The following is an 18,130-nucleotide window of genomic DNA, read 5'->3' as shown; positions in this document are numbered from 1 at the left end:
CCCAGACCGGTCGGGTTATCGGTAGGTCTCGATAATCGCCTGAATCAGGTCAGGAATCGTATATCTTTCCGGCTGAATATCGACCGTCAGCCCGCCATCGGTCACCGTCTTCGCCGTTATTGGACCGATGGTGGCAATCTTTACACCGGCCAGCAGTCGGTCGAGTTCCTCCTGGTTTTCAGCCGCCACCATGTCGAGAAAATTCTTGACCGTCGACGAACTGGTAAAGGTGATCAGATCCACGCGACCAGTCGCCAACTCTGCACGCAACTCATCCGTGCGCCCTTGGACCGGAACGTTGCGATAAAGAGGGGCGACCGTCACCTGGGCACCGGCGCCGCGCAGGGTCTCGGGCAGGATTTCACGGCCGGCCGCGGCCCGCGGCAGCAGGATGTTGCGCCCTTCAACGCCGAGATCGAGCAGGCTCTGGGCCAACCCTTCGCCGGTAAAGACCGGCGGGATCAGATCGGCATTGATGCCGTAGGTAAGCAGCAGATCGGCGGTGCTTTTGCCGACCGTCGCGATATCCGGACCTTTCAGGTCACGGGCATCCATGCCCTTGAGATAGAGCCTGTTGAAAAAATAACGCACCGCGTTCAGCGACGTGAACAAAATCCAGTGATACTCGCCGATCCTCTCCAGCGCTTCATCGAGAATTTTATAATCGTCGACCGGCTCGATATTGATCGTTGAACACTCGAAGCAACTCGCGCCGGCTTCCTCGAGTCCGGCCACCAGCTCGCTGGCCTGTTCCCGGGTCCGCGTAACAATGATCCGCTTGCCGAACAGCGGGCGTTTTTCAAACCAGTCGATGGTCTGCCGCAAGTTGACTACGTCGCCGATAACGATCAGGGCCGGCGGTTTGATGCCGGTATCCCGAACCACGTCGACAATATTCGCCAGCGTGCCGACCACCGATTGCTGCTCCGGGGTCGACGCCCATCGGACCACGGCCACCGGCGTTTCGGGTGAGCGCCCGTTGTCGACGAGGCTCTTGACGATATAGGGCAGATTCTTGATGCCCATATAGATGACAATGGTACCGATACCGGTGGCGATCTTGGACCAGTCGATGGTCGATGTCGGCTTGTCCGGCGATTCGTGACCGGTCAGGAAGGCAACGGACGTGGTGTAGCCACGATGGGTGATGGGGATGCCGGCATACGTGGCCGCCGCTGTGGCCGACGTGACACCGGGGACGACCTCGAAGGCGATACCGTGGTGGGCCAGCTCCTCCACTTCTTCACCGCCGCGGCCGAAAATAAACGGGTCACCGCCCTTCAATCGGACCACCATTTTACCCTGCCGGGCAAAATCGATCAGCATCTGGTTGATCTCGGCCTGGGTATGGGAATGTTCGACGCCGCCGCGTTTGCCGGCATAAACGAGCTGCGCCTTCGCCGGCACATGCTTGAGCAGCCGTTGATTGGCGAGATAGTCGTAGACGACGACCTCGGCCCGCTCGAGCAGATATTTGCCGCGCAGGGTGATCAGCCCGGGATCGCCCGGTCCGGCGCCAACGAGATACACTTTGCCCACACCCGGTTTCTGCTGCTGTTCCATAAGCAAAAAATGGCCGTCCGACGCATCGGGACTGGCCACTCCTCTCCTTGAATAAAAATCTGTGAACCGCTCGATCAGCCAGCGATACCGACCGGCCTGTCGGACGTCTTCGGCGGCACGCCGGTATGCAGGGCTTCTTCTGTGAACATCGTCTCTATCGACCGACCGAACACATCCCCCGCGAGGTTTTTTTACCAGCTTTTTCCCATTTCTTCAAGCCGCCAACCACCGACCGTTGCCGCCCCCGCCGTTCCCCCGCAGAACCTCTGTAATTTCGCTTCACGGCCAGACAAAAACGGGGAGATGCACGCAGCATCTCCCCGTTTCATATACTCCCGCCAAGGGAGATCTATCGAATAGTGATTGACTTACAACTGGGCCAGGATCGAGTCGGTCACTTCTTTGATCGACTTAGCCCCGTCCACGGAGATCACTTTCGGCCCACCGGCGTTCTTGAAGTAATTGACCGCCGCCATAGTGCCGGTCTGCTCGTCGTAATAGATATTGTGACGCTTGTCGATGGCGTCGACATCCTGATCGTCGGCCCTGGTCTTCAAATCGCCGCCACAGACCCGGCAGACCAGCTTGCCGTCTTTTTCCACCGGCTTGATGGCATCAAAGGCAATGTGGTTCGGATGGTTGTTGTCATTGACGCAGAGACGACGGCCCATGATCCGCTCTTTGGCGATCTCCCGGTCGAGAACGATCTCGATCACGTAATCCAGCTCGATCCCCGCTTCCTTCAGGGTTTTGTCCAGCGTAATAGCCTGCTCCTTGGAGCGGGGAAAGCCGTCGAGGAGCCAGCCGTCCTTGCAGTCATCCTTCTGCAGCCGCTCGACCATCATCGGGATGGTAATCTCGTCGGGCACCAGGTCGCCGCGATCGATATACTCTTTGGCTTTCTTGCCAAGCTCGGTACCGCCGCCGATATGCTCGCGGAAAATGGCTCCGGATTCGATATGGGGGATGTTGAACTTCTCTTTGACGATCGCTCCCTGGGTGCCTTTGCCGCTGCCGTTCGGCCCAAAAGCCAGAATGTTCATGCTCATGCCTTCTCTCCTTTTCTCTGGTAAAAACGATATGCTGTTATCCGGGGCCCCGCTCCCGTCGACGAGTTGATCACCCGTTACGATGCGGCCGGCGGCCCCGGAGCGGTTCCGCAGAAAGCACACCCCTCCCGAGGCGCAGCGAGGTGTGATTATAGCCGAAATGGCGGGCAGGGGCCAGAAAAATATCGGCCGATTACTTTGACTTTCATCCTGAAAATGGGTACTTTTGCCGGATCATCCGCACACCGGCCCGGCAGCACAGACGGCCTGCCGCAGCGCCGGGCGGCAATCCCTGACACCAGACACACTATGAAAGATGCAATACGCGTAGGACTTATCGGCTTCGGCACGGTCGGCAAAGGGCTGGCCAAGACATTGTTGTCGCAACACGAACGGCTGACCCAGAAAGTCGGCGTGCCGATCATTCTCAGCCGAGTGGCCGATATCGCCTGCACCTCGCTGCCGGACGAGTATCGCGATGTCGTGCTCAGCAACGACGCCGGCGATATCTTCACCGACCCGGCCATCGACATCGTCGTCGAGCTGATCGGCGGCATCGAACCGGCCAGGACCTTTCTGCTGACCGCCATCGAGCACGGCAAGCACGTGATTACCGCCAACAAGGCGCTGCTCTCCACTCACGGCAAGGAGATCTTCGAAGCGGCGGCGGCCCGCAACGTCGAGGTCGGCTTCGAGGCCAGCGTCGGCGGCGGCATCCCGGTCATCAAGGCGCTCAAGGAAGGCCTTGCGGCCAACCGCATCGAGTCGATCCGCGGCATCATGAACGGCACCGCCAACTTCATCCTGACCCAGATGACTCAGCACGGCACGCCGTTCGAGGAAGTCCTCGCCGAGGCACAACGACTCGGCTTTGCCGAGGCAGACCCGACCTACGACGTGGAAGGCATCGACACCGCCCACAAGCTGGCGATCCTGATGTCGATCGCCTACGGCAAACACGTGCACCTCGACGACGTCGCCATCGAAGGCATCAGCAGCATCAAACCGATCGACATCGATTTCGCCCGGGAATTCGGCTATTGCATCAAACTGCTGGCCATCAGCCGCAACCACGGCGACCATGTCGAGGCGAGAGTGCACCCGACCATGGTGCCGACCGACCACCTGCTGGCCAATATCAACGGCTCGTTCAACGCTATCCAGTTCACCGGCGATACCGTCGGCGACGTGCTTTTCTACGGGCACGGCGCCGGTATGATGCCGACCGGCAGCGCCGTGGCAGCCGATGTCGTCGATATCGGCCGCAACATCCTGGCCGGCGCGATCAACCGGGTGCCGGCATTGTCCTACCTGCCGCAGCACTTCAGCCGGCCGACCATCACGCCGATGGGCGAACTGACCTGCCCCTTCTATTTCCGGGTCACGGCGCTCGACCAGCCGGGCGTCCTGTCGGCCGTTTCCGGTATCCTCGGCCGGCACAACATCTCGATCAAGTCGGTGATCCAGAAGGGCCAGCAGCCCGGCGAACCGGTCCACGTCGTGTTGCAGCTTCACGAAGCCCGCGAAGAAGACGTCACCCGGGCGCTGGCTGAAATCGACGCGCTGGACGCCTGTCCTGAGCCAACCGTGAAAATCCGCGTGCTCATCGACGAGCACTGAGACCGCCGAAACCGGATCAAGCCATGAAATACCTGATCCTCGTCGGCGACGGGATGGGCGACCACCCGGTCGCCGAACTCGGCGGCAAGACCCCGCTCCAGGTCGCTGCCACCCCGGCCATGGACCGGCTGTGCCGCCTGGCCCGGCCGCTGCGCCTCGCTACCGTGCCGGACGGATTCCTGCCCGGCAGCGATGTCGCCAACATGTCGCTGCTCGGCTATGACCCGGCCCGCTATTACACCGGCCGGGCGCCGCTGGAAGCGGCGAGCATGGGCATCTCCCTGGCCGCCGGGGAAACCGCCTTTCGCTGTAACCTGGTAACCACCGAACACGGCCCCGGCAACAACCGCGCGATGGTCGATTTCAGCGCCGGCCACATCAGCTCCGAAGAAGCCGCCGAACTGATCGACGCCCTGCAGCAGGCCTGCGACCAGAGCATCTTCCGCTTCCACGCCGGCATCAGCTACCGCCACCTGCTGGTAGTAAAAGAACCGGCCCCACTGCCGGCCACCGTGCCGCCCCACGACTACATCGGCAAGGATATCAGCGACGCCTGGCAGGCCTATCTCGACCTCGACGCCTGGCGCGAGCTGGTACAGCAAGCGGAAGCGATCCTCGCCAACCACCCGGTCAACCGGAGCCGCAAGGCTGCCGGGCTCCTGCCGGCCACCGCCATCTGGCCCTGGGGCGAGGGCACCTCCCCGACCATGCCGACCCTGACCGAGCGCTTCGGCATCAGCGGCACGATGATCTCCGCGGTCGACCTGCTCAACGGCCTCGGCGTTTACGCCGGCCTGGAGATCGTCCGGGTACCGGGGGCCACCGGCTATATCGACACCAATTACGAGGGCAAGGCCCAGGCCGCGCTGACTTCCCTGCAGGACCGGGATTTTGTCTTCGTCCACCTCGAAGCCCCGGACGAGGCCGGCCATCAGGGCCGTCTCGATCACAAGATCCAGGCCATCGAGGACTTCGACGCCCGCATCGTCGCGCCGATCACCGCAACCCTGGACCAGCGCGGCGAGCCGTACCGGGTGATCGTCACCATGGACCACTTCACCCCGCTCGCCCTGCGTACCCACACCGACGAACCGGTACCCGCCCTGCTCTACGACTCGCGCGAACCTTGGCCCGAGGCGATCCACCCGTTCGACGAGCAGCTGATCAAAGACCCAAACCACCCCCTGCCGCTCACCCCCGGACACCGGATGCTCGAAGTGCTCCTGCAAACAGACGACACGACCCCATGACCACCGACAACCAGGCAGTCCACCGGATGACCTGCCGCGTCCTCTACGGCGACACCGATGCCGGCGGCGTCGTCTACAACGCCAATTACCTGCGCTACTTCGAACAGGGCCGCACCGAGATGATGCGGGAGCGAGTCTGCTCCTACCGGGACATCGAAAAACTCGGCATCGTGCTGCCGGTCACCGAATGCTTCGTCCGCTACAAATCGCCCGCCTTCTACGACGACCTGCTGATCATCGAGACGACCATAGCCGAACTGCACACCTACACCTGCAAATTCACCTACCGCATCCTCCGCCAGGACGAAGGCCGCACCCGCCCGACCCTGCTAACCAGAGGCTACACGATCAACGCCGCCATCACCCGGGCCGGTAAGCTGACCAAGCTCCCCGACCATATCACAACCGCCCTCCACCGCCTGCTCGGCAAAGAAACACCCCCTCCCCCAACGAAAGAACTTGACTAACCGCCGGACCATGGTATAGTGGGAGATTGTGACGCGGGGTGGAGCAGTCCGGTAGCTCGTCGGGCTCATAACCCGAAGGTCGGAGGTTCAAATCCTCCCCCCGCTACCACAAAATACTCAAGGGATTAAGCGAGGCGCATCGCTTAACCCCTTTTTTTGTTTGGTTTTTATTCTCCAGGCATTTTGAAATCGGTTTCCTGCCGCCCACCAGGCAATGCGAAGAAACGCCGAGCGTACTGGTTCCAACCGACAACCAAAGCTGAACGCCTGCTCTGAGAGCACTTCTCAAGTAAAGCCTGTTTCGATCCAGGCAGGTATGGTATAATCAGTTTATGAAAAAAACCTCGCTTCTTGCCACCAACAGCTATCTCAAGGATCCCCGTGTCCGCGACCGCCTGCTGCGCAGAACAGTGATCAGTTCAAGCGCCGTCGAAGGTGCCCAAACGGCGGCCGCAAAGGCCCTGGACGTATCGCGGAAAAACTCATTTGCTACGCCTGCCGCACAGTCCGGCCTGAACCGCTGCAAATAAGCGCCAGCACCTGACGAGCCATGGCAAATGGGAAGCCGCCTTTCATGATGTTGACCTGCCGATAATTTCCTGCCCACTCATAGACCGGCCCCAACCAAATCTCATGCATCCGGCAGATATCTTGCGCATTAAACCGGTGATCCCGGTCATACACCTCAAGAAAATGACCGAGGGCGCCGAACTGTTCCCGTGCCTCAACCTCATCCATTGCCCGTTTCCCGGTAATTCTCAGCTTGTTCTGCAGCACCCGCCCGCGAGCCTAGCTCAAAGCTGTCCTCAATAAGTTCGCTGGTCCGATAACGACCACTTTTTTTCATCCAGTCCCTCGCTACCAAAATTCAGTCCAATTGGGCACAAATATAGTCCGCAGTTACCAACTTATTCCGATTCGCAATCAAGATGATTCTGATATCCACTGCCATCCGGTCAACGGTTGAAGCTGGGCAGAAGACCGATCCAATCGATTCCGCCCACGCGCCGCCTGCGCCAGTGCGGCGCCGAGTGAATCAAAGACCTTGTTGGCAAATACTTTTTCGCGCAATTCTTCCCACAGCCTTTCTGCCGGGTTCAGCTCCAGTGAATATGGCGGCAGGCGGAGCAATTTCATATTATCCGGCACGGCCAAAGGTGTCCAACGATGTGACGGGGCACCGTCGACTACCATTGCCACAAACTCCCCCGGGTGCCAAGAGATGCATGGCGAAGAAACGAACTCATGCTCAGCGTATCCATCTTCACCGCCGACATCCAATCCAATGCGCCGTCTGCTGGCGTCACAGCCGCGTACGCAATGCATACTCTTTTACCAAAGCCACAGGAACCAAGGGGCGCAGCGGAGCAGGTGCCCAACAGCGCCGCGGATCACTCAGCCTGCCAAAGCGCGCCTCGTCTTGGAAGACCACTCGTTCCGGCAGCTGCGCCTCATTCTCTGTTACTGCTTCCACCAATATCTCCGCGAAGTTTTTTTAAAAGCATCCTGCTCCTCAGTGTCTCGTTTTGGATGGCAGGTATCAGGGGGCACCTTGCGCCAACTATGGCGAGCCAGCAAGCGGTAGACCGTCGAAGCAGGAACAGAGCGACCAAGTTTTTCCTCAAGGGCGGCCTTGATGGGCGGCACGACCAACACACCACCGGATTCAGCGGCGCGCACCCACGGATCGAGAAATGCTTTTTCTTCTTCCGGGCTCAACAATTGCCGACGACGGCCACCCCAAGATTTTTTTACCTGTGCCGTTCCACTCGCTTGATTGCGAATTTCCCGTTGCATCCGCACAACGGTTGCTACGCTGACCCCGAGAATAGCACTGGTTGTACGATTCGTCGCCTCACACTGTTTCGGAATCAGTACGCTCAAGCCTGCCCACAAATCTCGCGCTGTCTTGGCCTGCCGGACAAGTTCCTGCGCTTTTTGAACCATCTCATCGCTGATCTGTGCCGGTCTTGCCATAAGTCACCACGGCCTCTACGAAGATTGATGGATAAATGGGTTTGGGCATAGTATACTTGAATGCAAATGTTAATCAGTCCATTTTTTCTTTGTTTTTTCAGAAATTTCGAAGGTACTTTCCAGCTGTCCACCAAACATTGTGAAACAACATTCAATTCTGCAGTACCCGATTCCGCGCTCCTGACCTAACGAAATCGCCAATTATCTTTAGCGGTTGCTCCTAATATCCGGCTATGGTAGACAAGAATGGATCAACGGGTGTTATGGTATATAGCAAGATCCAATTGGCCTAACTCAAGAGGATCGCGTGTCCGAACGATTAAAGTTCGAGCGCTTTATCTGGTTTCATTCCCAGATCAAGCGATTGCGTTTCCCAAACTCCAGGAAGCTGGTTGAGGAATTCGAGATCTCGGAAAGGACCGCCCAGCGGGACATCGAATTCATACGAGACCGCCTCCAGGCTCCCCTTGTTTTTGACCGCCGAAAGAACGGTTACCGCTACACTGATAACTCCTTCGAATTCCCGGTACATTGGCTGGATGAGGCCAACCTCCTGGCCTTGGTCCTGGCATCACGATTAGCCACAACCATCCCCGATACTACCATCAAAGAAGATCTCTGCCGTTTAATTGGCCGGATGCTGAGTCTTTCCCGCACTGAAGGATTCGCCTGTCTGGACAAGCTCAGTGACAAAATCTCCGTAAAAAATATCGAGTATGCCAGAGTCAACGAGCAATTTTTCAGAGTGGTAGTTCGCGCTCTTTTTGATGAGCGTTCGTTGTGGATCAAGTACCGATCTCCGCACAGTGGGACCATTTCGGAGAGGGTGATTCAGCCCCTTCACCTGATGCACTATATGGGAAGCTGGTATTTGTTGGCGTGGTGTTCAACACGGCAAGCCATTCGGGATTTTGCTCTGGCACGGTTACAAGAGGTTGGGTTCGCGGAAAACACAGTTCAAATGCCCGACAATCTTCTGCCGATCAAGGAGTTGACCCGCCGCCACTTCGGCATCATGCAGGGTGGCACCACCACCTCGGTAATTCTTCGTTTTTCGCCCACGGTTACTCCGCGCATCCTTGAGCAAATCTGGCATCCCGACCAACAGACTCACCTCAAGCCAGACGGTAGCCTTTTGCTCAGTTTCCCAACCGCCGATTTCCGGGAACTGACCAGAATTGTCCTCAGTTACGGCGCCGATGTTCAAGTGGTTACTCCCTCGGATTTACAAATCATGGTCCATACAGAAATTGAAAAAATGCGCAAAAATTATATACGCCCTGACATCGTTTGACGGGGCAAGGGTGGTAAAGTGTATAACACCGATTGATTATCGTCGTTTTCGTGTTTGGTATTCAACATCCCGGACCTACTCAATAAAATCGGCAAAGACTAATATGATTTACTACGCTCATTCAACTGAAACGACAGATAAATCAGACTGGCAGCCGCTTCATGAACATTTGGAAAACGTAGGCAAACTATCCGAACATTTTGCTTCTGTTTTTACGGCGGGAGACTGGGGGCGATGTGTTGGGATTCTGCATGATGCCGGGAAGGCTTGTCCTGCTTTTGTTAACCGACTCGAGGGGAAAGCAAACTGTGTTGACCATGCAACTTTCGGAGCTCAATTAGCACAACTTCGCGGAGGAAAGCTTGGTTTTTTACTCGCCTACGTAATTTGTGGGCATCATGGAGGATTGCCCAATGGTGGTGTGCAGGAAGGACAACTGCACCATCGGTTGCGTAAAGAAATCATGGCTGCTGAATTGCTGCCGGACCTTAACTGTTCAGGTCCATTAATCTTTCCTTTTGAGCTGGATAAAAGATGGACAATGTTCAGTCTAGGGTTCTTTACACGCATGCTGTTTTCCTGTCTTGTGGATGCGGATTATCTCGACACCGAGTCTTTTTATGACTCTGAAAAGTCGGTAACTCGGTGGGCCTTGCCACAGGAAGACCTCAACAAACTACGCAGTTTGTTGAAGTCCTTTATTTCCCAAAAGCAGGCGACGGCAAAACCGAGCAAAGTGAATGAAGCTCGGCACAGGATTTTGACAAGGTGTATTTCTGAAGCCAAAGGACCGCAAGGATTTTATTCTTTAACAGTACCGACTGGCGGCGGGAAAACGCTTTCTTCTCTGTCATTTGCTCTGGAGCATGCGGCAGTGCATGATCTGAGTCGAGTAATTTATGCCATTCCATTTACTTCCATCATTGAACAAAATGCACAGGTATTTCGCCAGGCCATCGGCGACCCTAACGTTCTTGAGCATCATTGTAATTATCACACTTGGGGACACAGCACTTCCATTATTTCTAATAGATTGCGAGGGCTTGCGACGGAAAACTGGGCCGCTCCGGTGGTGGTAACAACTAATGTGCAGTTTTTTGAGTCTTTATACAACAATAAGCCCTCACGCTGTCGCAAGCTGCATAATATTTCGGGGAGCGTGATAATCCTCGACGAAGCCCAGGCTATCCCCACGGAATTTATTGAGCCTTGTCTCCTCGTGCTGCGTGAACTTGCAGCCAATTACCGGTGCACAATCTTATTTTGTACCGCCACTCAGCCTGCGCTGGATAATGTGAGGCTGAAGCGTTTGAACCTGCCGAATACCAGAGAACTCGTTGATGAGCCTGACAAGCTCTTTGAAGAACTGGAAAGAACTCGTGTCGAGTTTATCGGCAAAATGACCGGGGATGAACTGGCACGACAACTCGACAAACACCAACAGGCACTTTGTATCGTTTCGACCAAAAAACAGGCTCAGCAGGTCTTTGTCCTCATTCAAGAGGACGAAGGCTCCTTTCACTTATCAACAAACATGTATCCAGTGCATCGACTGCGAGTGCTCAGTGCCATTCGACAACGACTTGCTGATGGACTGTCGTGCCGGGTGGTCTCAACTTCTTTGGTCGAGGCTGGAGTGGATTTTGATTTCCCTGTCGTTTACCGTGCTATAGCTGGGCTTGATTCTATTGCTCAGGCAGCTGGAAGGTGCAACCGTGAGGGACTGGCAGATTACGGTTTGGTTTATGTGTACGAACCGGAAGAATTGCCGGCCATGCCTTGGTTACGACGTCGGATTTCACGAGCCCAGGAAACTCTGCGAGCACTTCCTACTGAAAACTGTCTGAATCCTGTCTCAATGCATCGGTATTTCGAGTTGCTCTACGATGTGGAAAGCTTGGATGCAAAAGACATTACAAAACGAATGAATCCAAAGCTGCACCCGGAACTGATCATCCCATTCCAAGAGGTAGCGAGGGATTTTCGCCTGATTGAAGATGAGGGAGCCGGGGTGATTATGCCGGGGCTTCCTGAGGATAGAGATGAAATCCACAGGTTGGTGGAAAAATTGAGACACTCTCAATATCCCCAATCAGAAGGGAGGATTCTGCAGCGGTATGCAGTAGCGGTACGAAATATGTCGTTTATGAACTTGCAACAGAAAGGGGTGATCGAACTAATTCATGATGCCTATCCAGTTATGCTCAATGCTAATGCCTACGATCAAAATATGGGCTTGTTGGAGAATATGGCCGAACTCTGGGACCCTGAATATCTTTTCCTGTAAACGTTATTTACCATCAGAGAGATAGTCGAACAACAATTCTACTGAAATCTTCGAATCAAGGAGGTCAATGATGGGGTATGGTATCAGACTCCGTGTCTGGGGAGATTACGCTTGTTTTTCCAGACCGGAGATGAAAGTGGAAAGGGTGTCCTATGATGTTATAACTCCCTCGGCGGCAAGGGGCATTCTTGAGGCCATTCATTGGAAACCGGCTATACGCTGGGAAGTGGACAAGATCCAAGTGCTTAACCCTATTCGTTTCGACAATGTCCGTCGTAACGAAGTGAAGTCAAAAATTCCCAAGCCTAATCCGGTAACAGTGATGCGCGAAAAGAAGCAGCTATTTTACCTGGTTGACGATGGCGATAACAGGCAGCAGCGAGCCGCCACAATACTTCGCAACGTAAACTATATCATTGAAGCTCATTTTGAACTGACCCATAAGGCTGGGCCGAAGGATAACGAAGGAAAGCATCTCGATATCTTCAATCGTCGTGCCCGGAACGGTCAATTTTTCCATCAACCTTGTTTCGGGTGCCGCGAATTTCCGGCCTTTTTTGAATTGCTGGAAGGCAAATCACCTGTCTCCTATTACCAAGGGAAGACAATCGAGTTGGGGTACATGCTGCTTGATATCGATTTTGCCAACGACATGAAGCCCCTTTTTTTCAAGGCCACCATGCAGGACGGGAGTATCTCCCCACCTGCACAATGGTCCGCAGAGGTGCGGTCATGATTCTCCAGGAGTTGAACCGCTATTATGAACGTAAAGCGGCTGAACCCGAAGCAGCGATTCCTTCGTATGGCACCAGTATAGAAAATATTTCGTTCGCTTTGGTTCTTGACGAAAACGGCAAATTATTGAACGTGGAGGATCTGCGGCAGGAAGGCGCACCAAGGAGGCCTCGCAAAATGGTTGTGCCTGCGGCTGAAAAAAAAGCCAATGGAATAAAACCAAATTTTCTCTGGGATTCAACTAGTTATGTGCTTGGAATGGATAACAAGGGAAATCAGAAGCGAACAAACCGATGCCATGATGCTTTCATCCAGCAAGTCCGCACTTTTTGTCTAATCAATGACCCTGGTCTTCAGGCCATCATTTCATTTTATGAACGCGATTACCAAACCATCGCTGATCGTCCAGATTGGCCGGAAATATGTGGCACAAATTTGGTTTTCCGTTTGAGCGGAACTCCGGGTTACATTCATGAACGTGTAGCAGCGAGAGATGCTTGGAAACATTGCATGGGACAACGGGAGATTGGAACAATTGGGCAATGCCTTGTCTCCGGCAAAGCCGGGCAGCCTCTTTCCCGTCTACATCCTTCAATAAAAGGAGTTCGCGGCTCTCAACAAGGAGGGGCTGATATTGTTTCTTTTAATAAACAGTCCTTCGAATCCTATGGCAGGGAGCAGGGAGCGAATGCGCCAATTAGCAAAGAAGTGACTTTCAACTATGTGACAGCACTCAATCTCTTGTTGGCGAATTATAGTCGTCAGAAAGTTACGATCGGTGACACAACTATTGTTTTCTGGGCAGAACATAAAAGCGTCGCTGAAGAATTGTTCGCCAACCTGCTTGCGCCTGAAGAAAGCAAATCACAAACCGCGAAAACTGAAGAAGACTCGCAAACTGCAGAGAAAATTTTCCATTTGCTTAAAACCATCCGTTCCGGCAAACGACCGGGCGATATTGTACCGGAATTAGATGAATCTGTTCGTTTTTTCATCCTAGGGCTTGCCCCTAACGCTTCACGCTTGTCCATCCGTTTTTGGATATCGGATAGCGTTGAAACCTTTTTAATCCATATCGGCAATCATTTCAGTCATCTGGAAATGGCCCGCCAGTTCGATAACGAACCGGAATTCCCTGCTCTTTGGCGTTTACTTTGCCAAACTGCCACCCTTGGAAAAAATGAGAATGTGCTGCCTGCACTCGCAGGAGGAATGGTCAAGGCCATGCTTAATGGCGGATTCTATCCGCAGAACCTACTTGCTGTCGTCCTGGGTCGTATTCGCGCAGAGCACAAAATCAATTATTTCCGTGCTGCATTGCTTAAAGCCTTTCTTGTACGCAACAAAAAAATGGAGATCCCCATGTATTATGACCCCAACAGAAAAGACGTACCTTATTTGCTTGGCGGCTTATTCGCGGTCCTTGAGAAGGCACAGTCAGATGCAATTCCGGGGACAAACGCCACCATGAAAGATCGTTTCTTTGCAGCAGCTCCGGCAACCCCGGCCAGAGTCTTTCCCTTGCTACTGAAAAATGCCGCCAATCACATTGCGAAATTGCGCAAAGATCCCGCCAAGACTGGATGGGCAATTAATATAGAAAAAGCAATACAGGATTCGATTGCTCATCTCGCGAACTTCCCAACCACATTGTCATCAGAAGATCAGGGGCTCTTCATGATCGGCTACTACCAACGTGTTAAAGACCTCTATACCAGCAAAAATAATACCGTCAACACGAGCGAGGAGAATTGAACATGAATGCAATCACCAATCGTTACGAGTTTGTGCTGCTCTTTGATGTCGAAAATGGCAACCCCAACGGGGACCCGGATGCCGGCAATACCCCTCGCATAGATCCGGAAACAGGCCATGGCCTGGTGACCGATGTATGCTTGAAACGAAAAATCAGAAACTATATTTCCCTATCAAGAGGAAATGCTATCCGTTACAAGATTTACATCCAAGAAAAAGCCGTTTTGAACAAACTCCACGAAGCAGCTTATGCGGAAATACAAGAACCGCCAGTATCAAAGAAACTTCCGAAAGATACAGAAAAAGCAAAAAGACTTACCCAGTGGATGTGTGACAATTTTTACGACATTCGCGCTTTTGGAGCAGTTATGACCACGGAGATCAATTGTGGTCAAGTGCGTGGCCCGGTGCAGATGGCTTTTGCGAAAAGTGTTGAAAGCATCATGCCCCAGGAAATCAGTATTACTAGGATGGCAGTAACCAATGAGAAAGATTTGGATAAGGAACGCACCATGGGGCGCAAACATATCGTTCCTTACGGTTTGTACGTGGCCCACGGATTTGTTTCTACAGCCTTGGCGGAAAAGACAGGCTTCTCTGACGACGATTTAGAATTGTTGTGGGATGCACTCATGAATATGTTTGAGCATGACCGATCTGCTGCCCGTGGCTTGATGAGTAGCCGCAAGTTATTCGTGTTCAAACATGACAAAAAGATGGGCAACGCTCCGGCGCATAAACTGTTTGATCTCATTGACATTCAACGTGCGAAGGCTTCGACTGGTCCGGCCCGTTCATTTAAGGATTATGAAGTGCATGTTGACGCTGTACCTGACGGGGTGACGTTACAAGAGAAACTGTAAGCCATTTCATAGTTCCGGAGGTGCAATGGAGGATTCTACCCATCCACAGCAACCTTATTTCAATCCCGGCCTGATCATCCTTTATCAAACCGAAGACGGACAAACCTCTTTAGATGTCCGACTTCACGAGGAAACCGTTTGGCTTTCGTTGACCCAAATGGCCGAGCTGTTCTATCGTGATAAGTCGGTTATATCCAGGCATCTCCGGAACATCTTTCGGGAAGGCGAATTAATCAGAACGGCAGTTGTTGCAAAAAACGCAACAACTGCCGCGGACGGCAAGACATACCAGGTTGAATATTTCAACCTCGATGCAATCATCTCTGTCGGTTACCGGGTCAATTCAAAGCGCGGTACCCAGTTTCGCATCTGGGCTTCCTCAGTGCTCAAGGAGTATTTAGTCAGGGGCTATGCCCTCAACCAGCGGCGGTTGGCAGAGCAGGGCGCGGCAGAGTTGCGCGGGGTGTTGGATCTCCTGGCCGAAACCCTGGAACACAATCAACTGACCGATCAAACCGGGTTGGCGGTTGTTGATCTAGTACGTCGATATGGTCTAAGCTGGCACTTGTTGCTCCAGTATGATGAGGACCGATTGCCTTTGCCAGCCGGGCTTTGTCGAAAGGACTCGAAAGAGATTGACCTGGTAGCGGTTCGACGTGGAATTTCATGTCTGCGTGACGATTTGGCCGCCAAAGGCGAAGCAACTGATCTCTTTGGCCGGGAGCGTGGTGAGAGCCTGGCAGGTATCATCGGTGCCATCCATCAAACCTTCGGGGGTCGGGATCTCTATCCCAGCATCGAAGAAAAGGCTGCTCATCTGCTCTATTTTGTGATCAAGGACCATCCTTTCAGCGACGGTAATAAGCGTATCGGTTCCTTTCTTTTTCTCCTTTATCTCCAGGAAAACGGTCTGCTTGAGACGGCCCGCATCGACAACAAAGGCCTGGTGGCTTTGGCCCTCCTCGTTGCAGCATCCAAGCCGGATCAGAAAGATACGCTTATTCGCTTGATTGCCAATCTACTGGATGAACCTGCCCAATCTGCCGGAGATCAGGTACGTGGTTGAGTCGGGACGGTTAGAAACCGGGCAGAATGATGGTCGTTTGCCTCTGTACGACGAGGACGATCTGGTGATGATTTCCACCCTGCAGCATTTCCTGTTTTGTCCCCGCCAGTGCGCCCTGATCCACATAGAACAACAATGGCTTGAAAACCGATTGACCGCCGAAGGTCGTATTCTCCATGAACGAGTGCATGGCGGTGGCCGGGAATCGCGGCGAACCGTGCGGGTGGAATTTGATGTGCCTATCCGTTCGCTACAACTTGGAGTGGTCGGGCGAGCAGACATTGTCGAATACCATCGTCAGGAGAATGGAGTCAGGCACCCCCTGCCGGTCGAATACAAGCGCGGTCGACCGAAAAAAGACGACATAGACCGGGTTCAACTTTGTGCTCAAGCCCTCTGTCTGGAGGAAATGTTGCAGAAAGAGGTACCAGTTGGCGCTTTATACTACGGCCAGAAAAAGCGGCGGACAGAGGTGACTTTTGATTCCGGTTTGCGAGAAAAGACCATCAAGACAGCGTCGCTAGTCCACTCCCTGCTGACCTCCCGAAAAACACCAGCGCCCCATTACACCAAACGGTGCGAAAGCTGCTCGTTTCTGCCGTTGTGTCTGCCAAAAGTGGCAGGACGGAAAAAAGTTGGTGCCTATCTGCGTAAAATGGTGGAGCTATGAAGAAGCATCTCAACACTTTGTTCGTTACCACTCAGGGTGCTTACCTGGCCAAGGACGGCGAGACAGTTGCGGTACGGATCGAGGGGGAAACGGCTCTGCGAGTTCCTGTGCACACCCTGGATTCACTGGTCTGTTTCGGTAATGTCGGTTGTAGTCCGTTCTTGATGGGAATGTGCGGTGAACGTCAGGTTGGGTTGAGCTTCTTAAGTGAAAATGGCCGTTTCCTGGCTCGGGTACAGGGGCCGACTTCGGGCAATGTGCTGCTGCGGCGAGAACAATATCGCCGTGCTGATGATCCAACGTTTTCCTCAGCTGTGGCTGGGGCCTGCGTGTTAGGCAAGATCGCCAACTGTAAGACGGTGTTGCTACGAGCGCTGCGGGATCATGGCGCCAAAATCAATCAGCAGGCCATACAAGAAGCCATTGACCGATTGGGGACAGCCATCAGACGACTGCAAGGTGGATTGGACCTTGATTCGGTCCGCGGTGTGGAAGGCGATGCAGCACGAGTCTATTTCAGAGCCTTCGACCATCTCATCATCCGCGACAAGGATCATTTCTTTCTGCGCCAGCGAAATCGCCGGCCACCGCTTGATCGTATCAACTGTCTGCTGTCGTTCCTCTATACCTTGGTACTCAATGACATTCGTTCGGCTGTTGAAGCTGTAGGTCTCGATCCAGCGGTGGGCTATCTCCATCGAGATCGACCGGGGCGAGCCGGATTGGCCCTTGATCTAATGGAGGAGTTTCGGCCTATGGCAGACCGACTGGCGGTTTCGCTGGTCAACCTGGGCCAGATGCGCCATGATGATTTTACTATCAGTGACAGTGGTGCCGTCCGAATGACTAACGAGTCTCGCAAAATCTTGTTGATAACCTATCAAAAGCGAAAACAGGAAGAGATGGTCCATCCATTTCTGGGAGAGAAAATGACCCTGGGCTTGTTTTTCCATTTGCAGGCCCTGCTGTTTGCCCGCTACTTGCGCTGCGAACTGGATGGCTACCCACCGGTGATCTGGAAATAGAGGAAGCGGATATGATGGTTTTAGTAAGCTATGACGTACGCACCAGTGAACCCGGAGGAGCCAGACGACTGCGTCGAGTAGCTAAGGTATGTCGGAATTTCGGTCAGCGTGTACAGTTCTCAGTATTTGAATGTTTGGTAGACCCAGCGCAATGGGCAAAGCTGCGGCAAACATTGATAAAGGAAATCGACATTGAAGCCGACAGCCTCCGGTTCTATTTCCTCGGTGCCAATTGGCGCAATCGAGTCGAGCACATCGGCGCAAAAGAAAGTGTGGATCAAGAAGGTCCTTTGATTGTGTAAAACGGTACCGCGAACCACCTTCACCCATTAAAACCCTGGAGTATTCGCGATAGCCGTTACTGCAATGGTTGACCCAATATGACAGAACAAAAGGATGTGAAATTCCCCTTCTGATGCTTGCTTCGCGGAATTCACTGAAAAAACTAACTGGTTGCGAGATGTTACCAGTCAACGGTCGCCCCCCGCGCGGGGGCGTGGATTGAAACG

General features: G+C 53.8%; 17 protein-coding genes and 1 tRNA gene. 13 read left to right on the top strand and 5 right to left on the bottom strand.

Annotated features, from left to right (window positions below):
- Window positions 1–15: 15 nt before the first annotated feature.
- On the bottom strand, window positions 16–1,563 hold the full coding sequence (gene cobA / locus BUC26_RS12215; protein ID WP_073376508.1) for a uroporphyrinogen-III C-methyltransferase: 1,548 nt from the start codon (window positions 1,561–1,563) through the stop codon (window positions 16–18).
- A gap of 368 nt (window positions 1,564–1,931) precedes the next feature.
- Entirely contained in the window at window positions 1,932–2,606 is a 675-nt protein-coding gene (locus BUC26_RS12210; RefSeq protein WP_073376506.1) for an adenylate kinase, read from the bottom strand.
- Between the two features lie 315 nt (window positions 2,607–2,921).
- Here BUC26_RS12210 and BUC26_RS12205 point away from each other — a divergent pair, with 315 nt between their 5' ends.
- From BUC26_RS12205 to BUC26_RS12190, 4 genes are all read left to right on the top strand, one after another.
- Window positions 2,922–4,232: a homoserine dehydrogenase gene (locus BUC26_RS12205; protein WP_073376408.1), complete on the top strand. Its 1,311-nt coding sequence runs from the start codon at window positions 2,922–2,924 to the stop codon at window positions 4,230–4,232.
- A 23-nt stretch (window positions 4,233–4,255) separates the two neighbouring features.
- A complete protein-coding gene (locus BUC26_RS12200; protein WP_073376406.1) occupies window positions 4,256–5,482 on the top strand; it encodes a cofactor-independent phosphoglycerate mutase in 1,227 nt (408 codons plus the stop codon).
- The gene (locus BUC26_RS12195; protein ID WP_073376404.1) at window positions 5,479–5,949 is read left to right on the top strand and encodes an acyl-CoA thioesterase; all 471 of its coding nucleotides are present in this window, start codon (window positions 5,479–5,481) and stop codon (window positions 5,947–5,949) included. Before BUC26_RS12200 ends, BUC26_RS12195 begins: the two co-directional genes overlap by 4 nt.
- A 32-nt stretch (window positions 5,950–5,981) precedes the next feature.
- Window positions 5,982–6,058, top strand: a tRNA-Met gene (locus BUC26_RS12190).
- A gap of 380 nt (window positions 6,059–6,438) precedes the next feature.
- Here the strand turns inward: BUC26_RS12190 and BUC26_RS12185 are convergent.
- The 3 genes from BUC26_RS12185 to BUC26_RS12175 form a co-directional block, all read right to left on the bottom strand.
- Entirely contained in the window at window positions 6,439–6,687 is a 249-nt protein-coding gene (locus tag BUC26_RS12185; protein ID WP_073376403.1) for a Fic family protein, read from the bottom strand.
- A 186-nt stretch (window positions 6,688–6,873) separates the two neighbouring features.
- Window positions 6,874–7,143, bottom strand: coding sequence for a transposase (locus BUC26_RS12180; protein WP_073376401.1), 270 nt, complete (start codon window positions 7,141–7,143; stop codon window positions 6,874–6,876).
- Window positions 7,144–7,410: 267 nt separating this feature from the next.
- Window positions 7,411–7,926 carry a winged helix-turn-helix domain-containing protein gene (locus BUC26_RS12175; protein ID WP_073376398.1) on the bottom strand — a complete coding sequence of 172 codons (516 nt, stop codon included), beginning with the start codon at window positions 7,924–7,926 and terminating at the stop codon, window positions 7,411–7,413.
- A gap of 307 nt (window positions 7,927–8,233) precedes the next feature.
- On the opposite strand from BUC26_RS12175, the gene BUC26_RS12170 reads away from it, so the two are divergent.
- The 9 genes from BUC26_RS12170 to cas2 all read left to right on the top strand — a co-directional run bounded on the left by BUC26_RS12170 (window position 8,234) and on the right by cas2 (window position 17,923).
- Window positions 8,234–9,220 (top strand): helix-turn-helix transcriptional regulator, encoded by a 987-nt coding sequence (locus BUC26_RS12170; protein ID WP_073376396.1) that lies wholly within the window; start codon window positions 8,234–8,236, stop codon window positions 9,218–9,220.
- A gap of 103 nt (window positions 9,221–9,323) precedes the next feature.
- Window positions 9,324–11,507 (top strand): CRISPR-associated helicase/endonuclease Cas3, encoded by a 2,184-nt coding sequence (locus BUC26_RS12165; protein WP_073376395.1) that lies wholly within the window; start codon window positions 9,324–9,326, stop codon window positions 11,505–11,507.
- Window positions 11,508–11,577: 70 nt separating this feature from the next.
- Window positions 11,578–12,243: a type I-C CRISPR-associated protein Cas5c gene (gene cas5c / locus BUC26_RS12160; RefSeq protein WP_073376393.1), complete on the top strand. Its 666-nt coding sequence runs from the start codon at window positions 11,578–11,580 to the stop codon at window positions 12,241–12,243.
- Window positions 12,240–13,997: a type I-C CRISPR-associated protein Cas8c/Csd1 gene (gene cas8c / locus BUC26_RS12155; RefSeq protein WP_073376391.1), complete on the top strand. Its 1,758-nt coding sequence runs from the start codon at window positions 12,240–12,242 to the stop codon at window positions 13,995–13,997. Before cas5c ends, cas8c begins: the two co-directional genes overlap by 4 nt.
- A gap of 2 nt (window positions 13,998–13,999) precedes the next feature.
- Window positions 14,000–14,860 (top strand): type I-C CRISPR-associated protein Cas7/Csd2, encoded by an 861-nt coding sequence (cas7c, locus tag BUC26_RS12150; protein WP_073376389.1) that lies wholly within the window; start codon window positions 14,000–14,002, stop codon window positions 14,858–14,860.
- A gap of 25 nt (window positions 14,861–14,885) precedes the next feature.
- Entirely contained in the window at window positions 14,886–15,926 is a 1,041-nt protein-coding gene (locus BUC26_RS12145; RefSeq protein ID WP_073376387.1) for a virulence RhuM family protein/type II toxin-antitoxin system death-on-curing family toxin, read from the top strand.
- Window positions 15,886–16,596 carry a CRISPR-associated protein Cas4 gene (gene cas4, locus BUC26_RS12140; protein ID WP_084540627.1) on the top strand — a complete coding sequence of 237 codons (711 nt, stop codon included), beginning with the start codon at window positions 15,886–15,888 and terminating at the stop codon, window positions 16,594–16,596. The genes BUC26_RS12145 and cas4 overlap by 41 nt, the downstream gene beginning before the upstream one ends.
- A complete protein-coding gene (gene cas1c / locus BUC26_RS12135; RefSeq protein ID WP_073376386.1) occupies window positions 16,593–17,621 on the top strand; it encodes a type I-C CRISPR-associated endonuclease Cas1c in 1,029 nt (342 codons plus the stop codon). The genes cas4 and cas1c overlap by 4 nt, the downstream gene beginning before the upstream one ends.
- Window positions 17,622–17,632: 11 nt before the next feature.
- Window positions 17,633–17,923, top strand: coding sequence for a CRISPR-associated endonuclease Cas2 (cas2, locus tag BUC26_RS12130; protein ID WP_073376385.1), 291 nt, complete (start codon window positions 17,633–17,635; stop codon window positions 17,921–17,923).
- The last annotated feature ends 207 nt before the right edge of the window (window positions 17,924–18,130 follow it).

It is taken from the genome of Desulfofustis glycolicus DSM 9705, from assembly GCF_900130015.1.
Lineage (GTDB): Bacteria > Desulfobacterota > Desulfobulbia > Desulfobulbales > Desulfocapsaceae > Desulfofustis > Desulfofustis glycolicus.
The sequence above is the reverse complement of the archived record's forward strand: the minus strand, read 5'-3'. Positions and strand labels throughout refer to the sequence as shown.